The organism is Pseudoalteromonas shioyasakiensis, assembly GCF_019134595.1.
In the GTDB taxonomy this organism is placed as follows: Bacteria; Pseudomonadota; Gammaproteobacteria; order Enterobacterales; family Alteromonadaceae; genus Pseudoalteromonas; species Pseudoalteromonas shioyasakiensis_A.
This window is the reverse complement of the sequence record NZ_CP077770.1, coordinates 2,951,504-2,968,000: the sequence shown is the minus strand read 5'-3', so window position 1 is coordinate 2,968,000 and position 16,497 is coordinate 2,951,504. Positions and strand designations below refer to the sequence as shown.

Annotated in this window: 15 protein-coding genes; 14 read left to right on the top strand and 1 reads right to left on the bottom strand. The window is 42.5% G+C overall.

From position 1 onward, the window contains the following. Positions 1–95 precede the first annotated feature (95 nt). The 4 genes from KQP93_RS13815 (at position 96) to thrC (ending at position 5,353) form a co-directional block, all read left to right on the top strand. The gene (locus KQP93_RS13815; RefSeq protein WP_054562669.1) at positions 96–470 is read left to right on the top strand and encodes a response regulator; all 375 of its coding nucleotides are present in this window, start codon (positions 96–98) and stop codon (positions 468–470) included. A 227-nt stretch (positions 471–697) separates the two neighbouring features. Further along, positions 698–3,115: a bifunctional aspartate kinase/homoserine dehydrogenase I gene (gene thrA, locus KQP93_RS13810; protein ID WP_217874852.1), complete on the top strand. Its 2,418-nt coding sequence runs from the start codon at positions 698–700 to the stop codon at positions 3,113–3,115. A 9-nt stretch (positions 3,116–3,124) separates the two neighbouring features. Next, positions 3,125–4,051: a homoserine kinase gene (gene thrB / locus KQP93_RS13805; RefSeq protein ID WP_217874851.1), complete on the top strand. Its 927-nt coding sequence runs from the start codon at positions 3,125–3,127 to the stop codon at positions 4,049–4,051. Between the two features lie 18 nt (positions 4,052–4,069). Beyond that, positions 4,070–5,353 (top strand): threonine synthase, encoded by a 1,284-nt coding sequence (gene thrC / locus KQP93_RS13800; RefSeq protein ID WP_217874850.1) that lies wholly within the window; start codon positions 4,070–4,072, stop codon positions 5,351–5,353. A 43-nt stretch (positions 5,354–5,396) separates the two neighbouring features. On the opposite strand, the gene KQP93_RS13795 is transcribed toward thrC, so the two are convergent. Beyond that, entirely contained in the window at positions 5,397–5,765 is a 369-nt protein-coding gene (locus KQP93_RS13795; RefSeq protein ID WP_217874849.1) for a hypothetical protein, read from the bottom strand. Between the two features lie 291 nt (positions 5,766–6,056). Here KQP93_RS13795 and glyA point away from each other — a divergent pair, with 291 nt between their 5' ends. From glyA to KQP93_RS13745, 10 genes are all read left to right on the top strand, one after another. Then, a complete protein-coding gene (gene glyA, locus KQP93_RS13790) occupies positions 6,057–7,313 on the top strand; it encodes a serine hydroxymethyltransferase (protein ID WP_217874848.1) in 1,257 nt (418 codons plus the stop codon). Positions 7,314–7,421: 108 nt separating this feature from the next. Then, entirely contained in the window at positions 7,422–7,871 is a 450-nt protein-coding gene (gene nrdR, locus KQP93_RS13785) for a transcriptional regulator NrdR (RefSeq protein ID WP_054552576.1), read from the top strand. A 2-nt stretch (positions 7,872–7,873) separates the two neighbouring features. Beyond that, a complete protein-coding gene (gene ribD / locus KQP93_RS13780) occupies positions 7,874–9,013 on the top strand; it encodes a bifunctional diaminohydroxyphosphoribosylaminopyrimidine deaminase/5-amino-6-(5-phosphoribosylamino)uracil reductase RibD (RefSeq protein WP_217874846.1) in 1,140 nt (379 codons plus the stop codon). 4 nt (positions 9,014–9,017) lie between these two features. Then, positions 9,018–9,671, top strand: a complete 654-nt coding sequence (locus KQP93_RS13775; protein ID WP_054562663.1) for a riboflavin synthase — start codon at positions 9,018–9,020, stop codon at positions 9,669–9,671. A gap of 42 nt (positions 9,672–9,713) precedes the next feature. Further along, a complete protein-coding gene (ribBA, locus tag KQP93_RS13770; protein ID WP_217874844.1) occupies positions 9,714–10,829 on the top strand; it encodes a bifunctional 3,4-dihydroxy-2-butanone-4-phosphate synthase/GTP cyclohydrolase II in 1,116 nt (371 codons plus the stop codon). A gap of 105 nt (positions 10,830–10,934) precedes the next feature. Continuing rightward, positions 10,935–11,399, top strand: coding sequence for a 6,7-dimethyl-8-ribityllumazine synthase (gene ribH, locus KQP93_RS13765; protein WP_054562661.1), 465 nt, complete (start codon positions 10,935–10,937; stop codon positions 11,397–11,399). A gap of 15 nt (positions 11,400–11,414) precedes the next feature. Next, a complete protein-coding gene (gene nusB, locus KQP93_RS13760) occupies positions 11,415–11,825 on the top strand; it encodes a transcription antitermination factor NusB (RefSeq protein ID WP_054552571.1) in 411 nt (136 codons plus the stop codon). 44 nt (positions 11,826–11,869) lie between these two features. Further along, entirely contained in the window at positions 11,870–12,844 is a 975-nt protein-coding gene (thiL, locus tag KQP93_RS13755; RefSeq protein ID WP_054562660.1) for a thiamine-phosphate kinase, read from the top strand. Then, positions 12,841–13,326, top strand: a complete 486-nt coding sequence (locus KQP93_RS13750) for a phosphatidylglycerophosphatase A family protein (RefSeq protein WP_054562659.1) — start codon at positions 12,841–12,843, stop codon at positions 13,324–13,326. The genes thiL and KQP93_RS13750 overlap by 4 nt, the downstream gene beginning before the upstream one ends. A 33-nt stretch (positions 13,327–13,359) precedes the next feature. Further along, positions 13,360–16,446, top strand: a complete 3,087-nt coding sequence (locus KQP93_RS13745) for a ligand-binding sensor domain-containing diguanylate cyclase (protein ID WP_217874843.1) — start codon at positions 13,360–13,362, stop codon at positions 16,444–16,446. Positions 16,447–16,497 lie beyond the last annotated feature (51 nt).

Sequence of the window (16,497 nt, the reverse complement as noted above, 5' to 3'; positions counted from 1 at the left end):
CCTTACTGCACTTGAAAAAGTGTGTTATAAATTTATTCCATCTTTAATTTAGCCTTTTTTGATGTTGTATATGCTACAGCGAAGATTTTTATTTCATGAATAATCCTAATTTTTCAGTACTGGTCTGTGATGATTCAAATATTGCCCGTAAGCAGGTAGTACGCTGTTTAGGGGATTGCTTGGATGCAGATGTTCAACAAGCCACTAACGGCCGTGAAGCTCTAGCCTTATTACGCGAGCAAAACTTTGATCTATTGTGCTTAGATTTAACCATGCCAGAATTGGATGGCGTAGCTGTGCTCGAAACGATCAAAGCAGAGAAAATAGAGTGCTTTGTTATAGTGATTTCGGCTGATATTCAGGCTGAAATGAAACAAAGAGTAGTAAAATTGGGTGCCATTGACTTCATTGATAAACCGATAGATCTTGTGCGACTAAAAGCAACTTTGCATAAATTTGGTATTCACTAATCTTTTATATAACACAAACGCATAATTTATCTTTTCTTTAAGGGTTGACAGCCTGGCTATATTTAAGGCAGTCTACAGGCTATGAAAACATTTAATCACGCAACGACCATTATTATTACAACCATCATCCTTACGGGATAGTGGCATAGGTCGATGCAACAAAATTATAGGCCTGTGTTCACTAGAACACAGGCCTTTTTCGTTTATGGAATGAGGAAACATAAATAATGCGAGTATTAAAATTTGGTGGGTCGTCTTTGGCCGACTACGCATGTTTGCAACAGGTAGCTCAGTTAGTCAAAGAAGAATTACGCGATGAAATGCTGTTAGTGCTGTCAGCACCGGGTGGCATGACAGACTCATTAGTAGCATTAGCAAGTGCTGCAGAGCAGGGGCAAGATTTTAGTGAGTTATGGCAAGCATTGGTTGCGCGCTGCGAACAACTAAAAGCTGCTGTTGAAGCTGACTTTGGTCAGGTAGCAAGTTGGCCTGATTTGAGCGAACTTAAGAATAAACTAGATGGTGTTGCACTTTTAAAGTGCTGCCCAGACCAAGTACGTGCTTATGCAATCAGTTTTGGTGAGCGCGTAAGTGTAGCCTTGATGGAGTGTATGCTTAAAGAAAGTAATGCTCGTTATTTAGAAGCGACAGATTGCATAGCTTCAGTGGGTGGCTACATTGATGCTGAAGCTGACTTGGCCGCAAGTAAGTTACGTTTTCAAGCAGCATTAAAAGCGGCACCGAGCACTATTTATATCATGCCGGGTTTCACTGCTGCCAATGAGCAAGGCGAGCTAACAACACTTGGCCGCAATGGTTCCGATTACTCAGCAGCTATTGCGGCAGCATGCCTAGAAGCCGAAGTATGCCAGATCTGGACTGATGTTGACGGTGTTTACAATGCAGACCCGCGTTATATCAAAAAAGCATCTAAGGTTGATTCGTTATCTTATAAAGAAGCAATGGAGCTTTCTTACTTTGGTGCGAAAGTATTGCACCCGAAAACGATTTTACCTTGTGCCAAAGCAGGGGTTCCGTGCGAGATCAAAAATACGCATAACCCACGTGCAGAAGGTTCAGTGATCAGTAACGACAGTGTGTCGAGCGATCCAGTTAAAGCGTTATCAAGTTTACAAAACCTCGCTATGTTAACGGTGTCTGGCCCAGGTATGAAAGGTAAAGTGGGCATGGCGTCAAAAGTATTTAATGCACTGGCGCACGACAATGTTTCAATTGTGCTGATCACTCAATCTTCGTGTGAATTTAGCATCAGTTTCTGTGTGCATGAGAGTGACCTATCACTTGCTTTAGAAGCATTACAAACTGCCTTCGAATTAGAATCACAAGCTGGTTTAATCGAACCAGTACAAGTGCAGCGTAACCTTGCGATTGTTACTCTAGTTGGCGATAACATGCGTGCGCACAAAGGTTTAGCTGCTAAGTTCTTTGCTTCATTAGCTCAAGCGCAGGTTAATATTGTTGCTATTGCACAGGATTCAACTGAGAGTGCTATTTCAGCGGTTATCGACGGTGAACTATGCAACGACGCAGTAAAAGTATGCCATGAGAACTTCTTTACTCACATTCCTTCAATCGATGTGTTTTTACTTGGCTGTGGCTTAGTTGGTCAAGAGCTTATTCAGCAGCTGGAACGTCAACAAGCATGGCTTGAAAAACGTAATATTAAACTGAACTTATATGGTGTTGCTAACTCTAGACAGCTTTATCTAGATAGCGAAGGCATTGCTTTTGATGGCTGGCAAGACAAACTGGCTGAGTCAGAACAGGCATTTGATTTAAATCTGGTTGAGCAATTTGTTAAACAAAACCATTTAATTAACCCTGTGATCGTAGATTGTAGCTCAGCCGATAAGCTTGCTGGACAATATGTTGATTTCTTGAATGCCGGTTTTCATGTGGTTGCGGCGAATAAAAAAGCCAATACAAGTTCGTATGCTTACTACCAAGATTTAGTTGCAGCAACACAAAAGAATAACCGCAAGTTTTTATACGAAACAAATGTAGGTGCAGGCTTACCTGTACTTGATAACCTGAAATCACTATTTGGTGCCGGTGATGAGCTTATTAAGTTCAGCGGTATCTTATCGGGTTCACTATCGTATATGTTTGGTGCGCTACAAGATGGTTTATCACTTAGCGAAGCAACGTTAAAAGCAAAAGAAAGTGGGTTTACAGAGCCAGATCCGCGTGATGATTTATCAGGCACTGATGTTGCTCGAAAACTACTGATCATTGCTCGTGAATCGGGTCTTGAGTTAGAACTTAGCGATATCGAAGTTGAATCAGTTTTACCAAAAGGGTTTGCAGAAGATGATTCTGTAGCAGATTTCATGGCAAAACTACCATCGCTTGATGCACAGTTTAACGACCGCATTCAAAGTGCGGCAAGTGAAGGTAAAGTACTTCGTTATGTGGGCACTATTGAAAACGGTCAATGTAAAGTAGGCATTGAAGCCGTAGACAGCAGCCATGCCTTATACGATATCCGTGACGGTGAAAATGCATTGGCAATCTTAAGTCAATATTATCAACCACGTCCGTTTGTGATTCGTGGTTATGGCGCAGGTGCTGAAGTAACGGCTGCAGGCGTATTTGCTGATATCTTAAAAACGTTAACACGTTAGGAGCTGGTCATGATCCGTGTATATGCACCCGCTTCAATTGGGAATTTTGCTGTCGGCTTTGATGCTCTAGGTGCTGCGCTGGCACCTATCGATGGTACGTTATTAGGTGATGTTGTAGAGGTGAGTGCTGCTGAGCAAGATACTTTTGTATGCTCAGGCGACTATGCCCATAAACTGCCTGCTAATGCTGAAGAAAACTTGGCTTATCAATGTTTAATTCATTTTAAAGAACACGTTGCACCGACTATGCCAGCGGTAAAACTTGAGCTTAAAAAGAACCTACCAATTGGTTCTGGGTTAGGTTCAAGTGCGTGTTCTGTAGTGGCAGCGTTTGCTGCCCTTGATAAATTTGCAGAAACCAATTTATCTCAAGAGCAACTTATCGAGTTAATGGCTGATTTTGAAGCCATAGTAAGTGGCGGCCGTCATTACGATAACATCACGCCGTGTTATTTAGGTGGCTTGCAATTAACTGGTGAACTCATTCCGAACAAGTCAATTTCGTTACCTGTTGATAATCAATGGTATTACGTAGCGGCTTTTCCTGGTTTTTCACTGAATACCGCAAAAGCGCGCTCGGTACTGCCAACGCAATTATCAATGCACGACAGTGTTGAGTTTGCGCAGCGACTGTCTGCATTTAGCAGCTTATTGCTAACTGGTCGCTTTGATGCTGCGTTATCAATTATGAAAGATGAAATCGCTGAGCCACATCGCGCGCCATTAATCCAAGGTTTTGCAGAAGCTAAAAGTGCCTTGCCAGAACTTGGCGCTGAAATTGTCAGTATTTCGGGGGCGGGCCCAACATTATTTACTGTGTGTAAGAGCCTTGAAGCTGCACAAAAGTGTGCAGCGTGGCTGAATGATAATTACATAAATGAACAAGGTTTCAGCCACATCTGTAAACTTGATCAGCTTGGCACACGACAGCTTTAAAGAATTTAAGGAATAAACATGCAATTACATAATTTAAAAGATGAAACACAACAGGTGTCGTTTGTTGAAGCGGTAAAAACAGGGTTAGGGCGTAACCAAGGGGTGTTCTTCCCAGAAAGCCTTTCGCCAATTCAAGACATTGATGCGTTACTTGATTTAGACTTTGTTAGCCGTAGCAGCAAGATTTTATCGCACCTAATTGGCGATGAACTACCTGCCGATACCGTTGCACAAATGGTACAAAATGCTTTTAACTTTGATGTGAAATTGGTTGAAGTAGAAAAAGATATTTATTGCTTAGAGCTATTTCATGGTCCAACGCTTGCTTTTAAAGACTTTGGTGGCCGTTTTATGGCTGAGTGTCTTGCGCAATTTAACCAAGGCGAAAAAGTAACAATTTTAACGGCAACATCGGGCGACACGGGGGCTGCGGTTGCTCATGCATTTTATAATAAGCCAAATATCGATGTCGTGATCTTATACCCGAAAGGTAAAATTTCATTAGCGCAGCAAAAGCTATTTACAACGTTAGGCAATAACATTCACTGCTATGCGGTTGATGGTAGCTTTGATGATTGCCAAAGCATGGTAAAACAAGCGTTCTTAGACGATGAAGTTAAACAAAAGCTAGGTCTAAATTCTGCTAACTCAATCAACATCAGTCGTTTAGTTGCGCAAGTATGTTATTACTTTGAAGCTATTGCTCAATTACCTAAAGAGCAGCGTAGTAAAGCACATATCTCAGTACCAAGTGGTAACTTTGGTAATGTGTGCGCTGCAATGATTGGTGCTGTGCTTGGTATGCCTGTGGCTAAATTAAGTGCTACTACTAACCAAAACGACACTGTGCCACGTTTCTTACAAAGCAAAGAGTGGGCACCGAATGACACGCTTGAGTCGTTATCGAACGCTATGGATGTTAGTAAACCGAATAACTGGCCACGTGTTCAGTTTATGTTGGATAACAAATGGTTTAGCTATGATGACTTTTATTCAAGCTGTGTTGGTGAAGAAGAAACAAAAGAGGTGATGAAAAAAATTCATCAAACGGGTTATATCGCAGAGCCTCATACTGCAATTGCTTATCAAGGCTTGAAAGAAAATCTAGCCGATGGCAGCGCAGGTATCTTTTTAGCGACTGCACACCCAGCTAAATTTAAAGACAGTGTAGAAGAAATTTTAGATATCGAACTGCCTATGCCGAAACCGCTTGCTGATGCATTAGCAAAGCAGTGTTTGGCCGAAGATATTAAGTTTGATTATCAATTACTTCGAACTGAGCTGTTAAATAAATTAGCATAACCTTGATAAAAGAGCGGCTAAGCCGCTCTTTTTAATGCAGCGTTTAATGAAGTAAAGAATGACTATGTCGGTTTAAAATCCGCATGCTTAGAATGACCCCTGCCGAGATACACAGCAAAATACTGATCACCGAGACGAGTTCATTTTGCGTCCATTGCATCAAGGTGAATGCCGAAATAAAAATAATAAAAGGTTTAAATTCATAGTAATAGCGACGTTTTCTTTGTTTAACTCGCTGACTTGAATGATCGGTTCTTCTGGCTTCTGAACGCATGCGCCAAATGTTAGCACCTAATAAAAATAAGATTACACCGATTAATGTAGGCACATAATTATTGGCTAATGTGATACAACTGATGCCGAGAAGGAAGTATCCGTAGGGGACTAATTCGTATATTGGTTTAGCTAACATGTACTTATACCATCCTTGATATTGACTAGTTATATAAGCTTAGTTTGCCCTAATAAAAACGCAATTTTACAGAGCGATTTTTTGTTGAAGTAACATTTTAAATATCTATGAAATATTTTAAATTTATAAATTTTTGTTATGTATCAATAAAAAAATATCATTATTAAAACACTGTGAAATAAATTCAATCCCTGTTTAAATATGTTCATCTTTACAAGATAGGCAAAAGTGCGTTTTAAGCGTACAATACAGCCTTTAAAAAACACCATACACGTTGCCTTAGGAGACCCCATGTTAGAACGTAGCATGAATATTTCGGATTTCGATCCAGAGTTATTTGCAGCCATCAATAAAGAGACGGCTCGTCAAGAAGAGCACATCGAACTGATCGCGTCTGAAAACTACTGTAGCCCACGCGTACTTGAAGCGCAGGGTTCTCAGCTTACCAACAAATACGCTGAAGGTTACCCAGGCAAACGTTACTATGGCGGTTGTGAGCATGTTGACGTTGTTGAGCAACTAGCAATTGACCGTGCAAACGAATTATTCGGCACAGATTACGCTAACGTTCAACCACATGCGGGTTCACAGGCAAACGCAGCTGTTTTCCAAGCACTTCTTCAGCCGCACGATACAGTACTAGGTATGAGCTTAGCTCATGGTGGTCACTTAACTCACGGTTCACACGTTAACTTTTCTGGTAAAACGTACAATGCAATTCAATACGGCCTAAACGACGAAACAGGCGAAATTGATTACGCTCAAGTTGAAGCACTTGCATTAGAGCACAAGCCAAAAATGATCATCGCTGGTTTCTCTGCATACTCAGGCGTTGTTGACTGGGCTAAATTCCGTGAAATCGCTGATAAAGTTGGCGCATACTTATTCGTAGATATGGCTCACGTTGCTGGCCTTATCGCAGCGGGTGTATACCCTAGCCCAATCCCTCATGCACACGTTGTTTCAACAACAACACACAAAACATTAGCAGGCCCTCGTGGCGGCCTAATCGTTTCTGCATGTGGTGATGAAGAGATCTATAAAAAGCTAAACAGTGCTGTTTTCCCTGGCGGTCAAGGTGGTCCTTTATGCCACATCATTGCTGCTAAAGCGGTTGCTTTCAAAGAAGCATTACAACCAGAATTCAAAGCGTACCAAGCACAAGTTGTTAAGAACGCTCAAGCGATGGTTGAAGTACTGCAAGAGCGTGGCTACAAAGTTGTTTCTGGTAAAACAGACAACCATTTATTCCTTCTTGACCTAATCGACAAAGATATCACAGGTAAAGATGCTGACGCTGCTCTAGGTAACGCTAACATCACTGTTAATAAAAACTCAGTACCAAACGACCCACGTTCACCGTTCGTAACGTCTGGTCTTCGTATTGGTTCTCCGGCTATTACTCGCCGTGGTTTCAAAGAAGCTGAGTCAAAAGAGCTTGCTGGCTGGATCTGTGACGTACTAGACAACATCAACGATGAGTCTGTACAAGCAGAAGTAAAAGAGAAAGTTAAAGCTATCTGTAAAAAATTACCAGTTTACGCTTAATTACTGGTTAAACCGTAATTAAGATAACAATAGCGTTGTTTTTTGCTATTATAAAGGCCGCTTACTAAGCGGCTTTTTTTTGTTTTTTATAAACGGAAGTTGAACCCTATGCATTGCCCTTTTTGCACCGCAAAAGATACTAAAGTAATTGATTCTCGACTTGTTGGCGGTGGTCACCAAGTGAGACGTCGACGTGAATGTAACGAATGCCATGAGCGCTTTACCACCTTTGAAGGCGCTGAACTTGTGATGCCAAGAGTCATCAAGCAAGATGGTAGCCGCGAACCATTCAATGAAGACAAGTTACTGAATGGCTTGCATCGCGCTTTAGAGAAGCGCCCAGTCAGCACTGAGCAGGTCGACGAAGTCGTTAATATCATTAAATCTCAACTTCGTGCTACGGGTGAGCGTGAAATCTCTAGCCATTTAATTGGTGAGTGCATCATGGAGTCACTGAAGAAACTCGACAAAGTAGCCTATGTGCGCTTTGCATCGGTTTATCGTTCATTTGAAGATATTCGCGAGTTTGGTGAAGAAATCGCTCGTTTAGGTGATTAATCATGTCGTTTACAGAGCTTGATACTGCTTACATGGCGCGTGCCATTGAGCTTGCTAAGCAAGGCCGTTTTACCACGACGCCAAACCCGAATGTTGGCTGTGTTTTGGTTAAAAATGGCGAAATAGTCGGTGAAGGGTTTCATCAATTAGCTGGGCAGGGGCATGCTGAAGTGAATGCCTTGGCTGTAGCTGGCGACAACGCGAAAGGCGCCACTGCATATGTGACTTTAGAGCCTTGTAGTCATTATGGACGCACTCCACCTTGTGCCGAAGGTTTAAAAGCTGCAGGTGTAAGCAAAGTGATTGCTGCTATGGTTGACCCAAACCCTGCGGTGAGTGGTCGTGGCCTACAGATTTTAGCTGACGCAGGTATTAGCGTGGCATCTAGTTTACTTGAACAACAAGCGCGCGATTTAAATAAAGGTTTTTTAAAGCGTATGGAGTCTGGATTGCCATATGTAACTTGTAAAATGGCATGTAGTTTAGATGGTAAAACCGCGCTAAATAACGGCCAAAGTAAATGGATAACAGGCCCCAAAGCGCGCCAAGATGTGCAAGCATTTCGTGCGCAAAGCTGTGCTATCTTAACCGGTGCAGACACCGTTATTACTGATAATGCCAAACTTAATGTCCGTGTTGATGAGTTGCCATTTACCATGCCAACCTCGTTGCCTTTGCGCCAACCAACCCGAATCATTATTGACTCACAAAACAGGTTAACGCCTGACCTTGCGTTATTCAGCATCGAGAGCCCGGTGATAATTTTTACCACTTCGCTTGATAATCACACCAAGTGGCCTCACTTTGTTAAACACGAAGTGGTGCCAACAAATAACAATAAAGTTGATTTATCGGCGGTTTTAAGGCGTCTTGCTGAACTACAATTTAATCATATTTGGCTCGAAGCAGGTGCAACCCTTGCTGGCGTGTTTGCTGAGCAAGATTTAATTGACGAATACATTGTTTATATTGCCCCAAAGTTAATAGGTGATATGGGCAAAAGCTTACTAAACTTTGCAGAAGTTACCATGATGAGTGATATCACTGAACTGACCTTTACTGATACAGTGATGATTGGCGACGATATTCGCTTAACAGCGATAAAAGCAAAGCAAGCCACAGACATTGAAAATAAAGAGTAGCACTATGTTTACTGGAATTATTGAAGCAACAGGTAAAATTGTTGAACTAACACAAAAGCAAGGTGATCTAGCTATTCGTATTCAAAGCCCTAATTTGGATATGAAAGACGTCAAGCTCGGTGACAGTATTGCCACCAATGGTGTGTGTTTAACGGTTGTCGCTAAACATAGCGATGGTTTTAGTGCTGACTTATCAAACGAAACAATCAGCTTAACTGGGTTTGCACATTATAAAAAAGGTCAAACAGTTAACCTCGAAAAAGCCATGCAACCGGTTTCTCGTTTAGGTGGCCACTTAGTGTCAGGCCATGTTGATGGTATTGCGACTGTCGAAAGTATTAGCCCCAATGCTCGTGCAACCGAGTACTGGTTAAGCACAGACAATGATTTAATGAAGTACATTCCGTACAAAGGTTCGGTGTGTATTGATGGCATTAGCTTAACCGTCAACGAGGTTGAGCAAAATCGCTTTAAGCTGACGATTGTTCCGCATACAGCAGAGCAAACAACGATTGCAGAATTTCAGGTGGGGACTCAGGTGAACTTAGAAGTTGACCAGATTGCTCGCTATTTAGAGCGCCTAATTAAAGGGGCTGAACAACCTTCCCGTTCAGACATATCAATGAGCTTGCTAGCACAAGCTGGCTTTATTAAATAAGCACAGATACGTCACTATTAATCATACTCTCATGGGCACATTATGAATTTACACAGCGCACAAGAAATTATCGATGACATTAAAGCCGGTAAAATGGTTATTTTAATGGACGATGAAGACCGAGAAAATGAAGGCGATTTAATCATCGCAGCAGAGCATATCAGTGCTGATGCCATCAATTTTATGGCAACACACGGCCGTGGTTTAATTTGTTTAACAATGACACAAGAGCGTTGTCAGCAGTTAGAATTACCACTTATGGTGAAAAATAACGGTGCTGCTTTTTCAACTAACTTCACTATGTCGATTGAAGCGGCGAAAGGTGTAACTACAGGTATTTCAGCGGCTGACCGTGCACGTACCGTTCAAGCTGCAATTGCTAAAGGTGCCGTACCGAGCGACATCGTTCAGCCTGGGCATATTTTCCCAATTATGGCGCAGCCTGGTGGCGTGTTAACACGTGCAGGTCATACTGAAGCAGGTTGTGATTTAGCGCGTTTAGCGGGTCTTGAGGCGTCATCTGTGATTGTTGAAATCTTAAACCCAGATGGCACCATGGCCCGTCGTCCAGATCTTGAAGTATTTGCTAAAGAGCATGACTTAAAGATTGGCACCATTGCAGATTTAATCGAATACCGAAACCTAAACGAAACCACCATTGAGCGCGTTGCTAAATGTAAACTGCCAACAGATCACGGTGAGTTTGATTTAGTGACCTACAAAGACACCATTGATGGTCAGCTTCACTATGTTTTACAAAAAGGTGAAGTATCGAAAGACGAACCACCGTTAGTACGTGTTCACTTACAAAGCACCTTTAACGATATTCTATTATCAGATAGAAGTGCTGATCGTAGCTGGGGCTTATCAGATGCTATGGCTTATATCGCTGAGCACAACGGTGTGCTGGTTATCTTGGGTAAACAAGAGTCAACAGAAGACCTAGAAGCAACCGTTAAAGCCTTTGCCGCTGAAGATGCTGGCGAAAATGTCAGTCATCGTAAATTCCAAGGTACATCGCGTACTGTGGGTGTGGGCTCGCAGATTTTGGCTGATTTAGGTATTGAAAAGATGCGCTTAATGAGCCGTCCTAAGAAGTACCATGCGTTATCTGGTTTCCACTTAGAAGTGGTTGACTACGTTGAGCCTCGCTCTTAATTAGGGAAAACAGATTTACTAGGCTACTTTTATATTTTTGTGGTATTATGCGCCGTAATTTTTGCGCAATCGCAACCGCTTAAACTTATTTTTTAGGGTTATTAAATGAAAATTATTGAAGGTAACAAATACGCACCGGGCAAAAAATTTGCCATTGTCATTTCTCGCTTTAATGACTTTATTGGTAGCAGCCTATTAGCAGGTGCTGTTGATGAGCTTAAGCGCACAGGTGGCGTATCTGAAGACGACATTACCGTTGTTTACGTACCAGGTGCCGTTGAATTACCTTTAGCAGCGAAACGCGTTGCAGCAAAGAAAGAACACGATGCAATCATCGCTTTAGGCGTAGTGATCAGAGGTGGTACACCACACTTTGATTTAGTCGCTGGCGAATCAAACAAAGGTCTTGCGCAAGTATCTCTTGAGTATGATATCCCGGTTGCATTTGGCGTATTAACCACTGAAAGCATTGAGCAAGCAATTGAGCGCGCAGGTACCAAAATGGGTAACAAAGGCGGCGAAGCTGCTTTAGGTGCGCTTGAAATGGTTAATGTGTTAGACAAAATTTAAGTTTAAGGAATCTCTGTGAAACCAGCAGCAAGACGTAAAGCACGTATCTTAGCACTTCAAGCCGTATACTCTTGGCAGTTAAGCGGTAACCCAATTGCTGATATTGAACAGCAAATGTTAATTGAAAATGATGTGACTAAGATCGACGTCGAATATTTCAAAGACCTAGCACGCGGTGTTGTTGTTAACTGTAAGCAATTAGATGAAATCGTTGCACCACATTTAGCACGCCCAGCTGATGAGTTAGACATGGTCGAAAAAGCAATTTTACGTCTGTCTGGCTATGAGCTGAAATTCCGTGAAGACGTACCTTACAAAGTGGCAATCAATGAAGGCATTGAGCTTGCTAAGATGTTTGGTGCTGAAGACAGCCATAAGTTTGTCAACGGTGTACTTGATAAAGCAGTGAAAGAACTGCGTAAGTAAGTAACCCCGTAAAGGAGAGCCGGCTTGGGCCGGCTTTTTTGTGTATGAAGGAATTTGAACTAATCAATCGTTACTTTAAGGGGCGAGGCATTATTCGCCGTGATGTGAACCTAGGTATTGGTGACGATTGTGCCTTAGTAACTGTGCCTGAAAACTGTCAATTGGCGGTAACAACAGACACCTTAGTTGCGGGCGTACACTTTTTTGATGACATCTCTGCGCGTGCCCTTGGGCATCGAGCGTTAGCTGTTAACTTAAGTGATCTTGCGGCAATGGGCGCTGAACCTACGTGGATTTCGGTAGGCCTAACTTTGCCTGAAGCAAATATAGAGTGGCTTGAAGAGTTCACTGAAGGCATGCATGAAATTGCAGAGTACTTCAATGTGCAAATCATTGGTGGTGATACCACTCAAGGCCCTTTAACTATTACGATTTGTGCTAAAGGCATCGTGCCTGAAGGCAAAGCACTGCGCCGTAGCGGTGCTAAAGTTGGCGATTGGATTTATGTAACTGGTCCATTAGGTGATGCTGGTGTAGCCATTGAAGCCCGTAAACAAGGCCTCGATATCGCCCCTGAACACTTAAGCTATTTAAATAATCGCTTTGATTATCCGACACCACGTGTTGCAGCTGGTCAGGTTCTGCGAGGCGCTGCCTCTGCAGCAATTGATATTTCCGATGGCTTATTAGCTGACTTGGGCCATATTTTAGCGCTATCGCAAGTTAGTGCGGTGATCAATGTTGATAAAGTGCCTGTTTCTGATGCATTAAATTCGTCTATTCCACGTGCAGAGCAATTTGACTACATCTTAAATTATGGTGACGACTACGAGTTGCTGTTTACTGTGCCAGAAAGCAATAAAAGCATGGTTGATATGAAACTGCGCCAATATGGTGTTGAAGCAAGTTGTGTGGGTCAAATTAAAAGTGGCGAAGGTGAGATTGAGCTATTACTTGATGGTGAGCAATTTAATTATCAAGGTAAGGGCTTTCAGCATTTTACGAAGGAGCCGGTTTGAGCAGTAACCGATTATTCAATTTAAAACGCCCACACCAATTTTTTGGTTTGGGTTTTGGCTTAGGGCTTGCCCCTAAAGCACCTGGCACCTTTGGTACCTTTGCTGCCTTGCCATTTATTTTCACCACGATGTACTTTCCGCTGTGGTTACAGATTGTGTTTGCCATCGTGATCAGCGTGTTTGGTATTTGGGCGTGTGGTAAAACAGCAGATGACTTAGGGGTACATGATCATCCAGCCATTGTTTGGGATGAAGTTGCTGGTTATTATATCACCATGATTGGTGCTGCACTGAGTTGGCAGTCACTGTTGGTTGGTTTTTTATTGTTCCGCTTTTTTGATATCGCTAAACCAGGCCCTATCCGAATTCTAGATAGACGTTTACACGGTGGCTTGGGCATCATGGCTGATGATATTTTAGCAGGTATATTTTCATTAATTTGTGTTCAAGCCTTGTTTAAAGCAGGCTATTTGCCTTTTTAAACGATGAGTTAAGTGTTACTTGGTGGCAAGTATATGATGCGATTTCTAGTTGTCTGTTTGTTGATGCTTTGCAGCACGCCTGCGTTTGCATCTATTACTGACTATGTCGTCAAACAGTGGAACATCCAAAATGGCTTGCCATCGCAATCTTTAAAAAGCATTGCTCAAGATGAGCAAGGTTATATGTGGCTGGGTACTCAGTTTGGCTTAAGCCGCTTTGATGGTAACACCTTCACTAACTTCAATACGCAAAACAGCGATTTCCTACCAAGTAATGGTATTAATAAGCTCTTAGTTGATAGTACTGGGTTACTTTGGGTTGGTACCAAAAATGGCTTGGTAACACTTGATCCTAAAACCATGATGTCGCAAACCTTTAACGTTAAAGGTCCGGTTCGCGATATTCTTGAAGACTCCAAAGGCAGTATTTGGATTGCAGCGAATGGCCTTTATTACGTTGCTCGAAATCAAGTCACACTCAATCAAAACTCAGCTTTAATTGTGCCGGTATCTAATGCCACTGCAATTACGCAAATTGTGGGTTCAGTGAGCCAAATGGCGTTGTCGCCAGAAGGCATTTGGCTGGTCAATGAGCGTCATTTATTGCGTTTAACCAATACCTCTTCTGACTTTGCAAAGTTACGATTAGAGCTCACTGCCAAAGTTTCATTACCTGAGCGTTTAGCGCAAACCATTATTCATGACATGGCTTGGCTTGAAGGAAACTTATACCTTGCCTCAGAGCTTGGTGCTTACTTTCTTGATTTAGATGACGAGCTGCGTCCATTCCCACTGCCAAATGCCAGTAATTCTGCCGTTTATAAGTTTATGAGCGACTCTGATGGGGCGCTCTGGATTTCGACCTATGGCCGACTGTTATTTCGTGATAACTCAGGGGATTGGCAATGGGTTGAGCCAAGCCAGCTCGATCAAAGCATTTGGTTTGCTGATATTTTCCGTGACAATCAAAATAACATTTGGCTGGCAAGCTTCAGTGAAGGTTTATGGCTTGCTCATGAAGGGCGCATTGAACGTCACTCCGCTATTTCAAATATGACCGAAGCGGTGATGGCGATTAGCCAAGCACCTGATGGCAAATTATGGGTGGCTAACCGCAGCGGTGTTGGCTACTTCGATTACAACAAGAATTTTGTAAATCAAATTCCGAGTAACCAGTTTGGTCGAGCAGCAGTGCACGACTTACAATTTGATGGTGACCGTTTATACATCGCAACAGGCCGCGGTGTGTTTTATTACGAAAACCAAAACTTATACACGGTGCCGGGGCGAGCACTACGCGATAACCCAGTATTCGCAATTAGCCGTTCTAGCAAAGGCGGTTTTTGGCTCGGTACTGGCCGTGGTATGTATCGCTTAAGCTACGGTGGTTTAACACCTTTTGCATACAATGCCTTCTTAAGCAGTAAATTTATTACCTATGTTCATGATGAGCAAAACTTTGGCTTAATTGGCACGAGTAAAGGGGCTTATTACTTTACCGACCGCGGTATTGAAAAAATTGGCGACCAAACTAGCTTAGAAAGTGCTTACGTTACCAGTATTTTGAATATTGAAGGGGTGGGGATATTAATTGGCTCACTTAACGATGGTTTATTTTATCGCAGTACCAAGGGCCAGTGGCGTCAGTTAGATGCGACCGATGGTCTGCCGTATGGTTCTATTTTTAGTCTTGTTTACGATAAGCAATTAAAACGTATCTGGGTCAGTACCATGAAAGGTGTATACCGCATGCCGGTAGAGCAGTTTGGTACTGATATTGAGAGCTTAAAAGTCGAACAAGTGATCTCATCGTTTGACCGTCAACTTGATGGTAAAGCCAGTCAGTGTTGTGCTGGCCTTGGCCATGATGCTGTAGCAGACACCGGTAACTCTATTTGGTATCCAAGCCTACAAGGTGTGGTAGAAATCCCAAAGAGCGTTGAGCTTTTTGGTGTTCAAGCTCTTAAGCCTCGTATTGAAAGTTTGATCACGCCACTTCGTCATTTAAGTACCGCAACTTTAGGCAGTAAGCCAGAGCTACATATTGATGAACGCGATGTAACGTTAAAATACACTGCGATTGATTATTATGCCCCTTCAAGTATCGAGTTCCGTTACCGTTTAAGTGGCTTAGACAGTGACTGGCGTTATGCCAATACTCGTCGTGAGGCAATCTATACCAACTTACCGCCGGGTTCGTTTTTATTCCAACTTGAAGCAAAGCGCCGTGGTGAAGATTGGCAAAAAGCACGTCGTACTGAGTACAGTTTTGTAGTGCCGCGTCGTTTTGATGAGACTATTTATTTTAGACTCTTGATCACCAGTAGCTTTATTTTACTTTTCTACCTTGTATTTTGGGTATTTAGAGCGCAAGAGAAACGTAAGCAATTAGCCCTTGAAAGCTTAGTAACAGAACGTACCGTAGAGCTTCGAGAAGCCAACGATAAGCTTAATCAAGTGAATTCACAGCTTAAGCTAGTAAGTCACTCAGATGAGCTTACAGGCCTACGTAGTCGCCGCTTCTTGTTTGATCAGCTCCCTAAAGATATCGAACACTTCCAGCGTAACTCGCAGTCATTGCAAGCGCAGGGTAAGTCGCTAGTGCTATTGATAATTAACTTTGATAACTTCAGTCGCATTAATGATGCATATGGCCCGCTTGCTGGTGATAGCTGTTTACAGCAAATGGCGACTTTACTAAATAGTCGAACTCAAGGTTCTGACTATGTTGCACGCTGGAGTGGCGATGAGTTTTTACTCTTACTACGTGATTTCAAACGCACAGCAATAGACAATTATGTGGCCGATTTATGTGAAGCAATTGCAGCAAACCCATTTAGATTACCGAATGGAGAATCGACCACGATTACCGCGTCGGTTGGCTGGTCTTTCTATCCATTACCTTTATTAGGTGGCCAAGTTATTGGCTGGGAAACCTCAGTTAACCTTGCTGATATCGCCCTGCATCAAGTTAAAAAGCGCGGTGGCGATGGCGTTGCTAACATTACCTTTGACGAGCAATTAGATGCCTTTGAGTTCGAGCAAAGCCACAATGTTGATCAGCAGCTCAGTGCACTACAAGCTAATGGTTTAGCCGATATTAAAATTTGGATGCGCTAGCGTTTCTATTGGTATTAAAAAAGGAGCCTTAAGGCTCCTTTTTAGTGAATG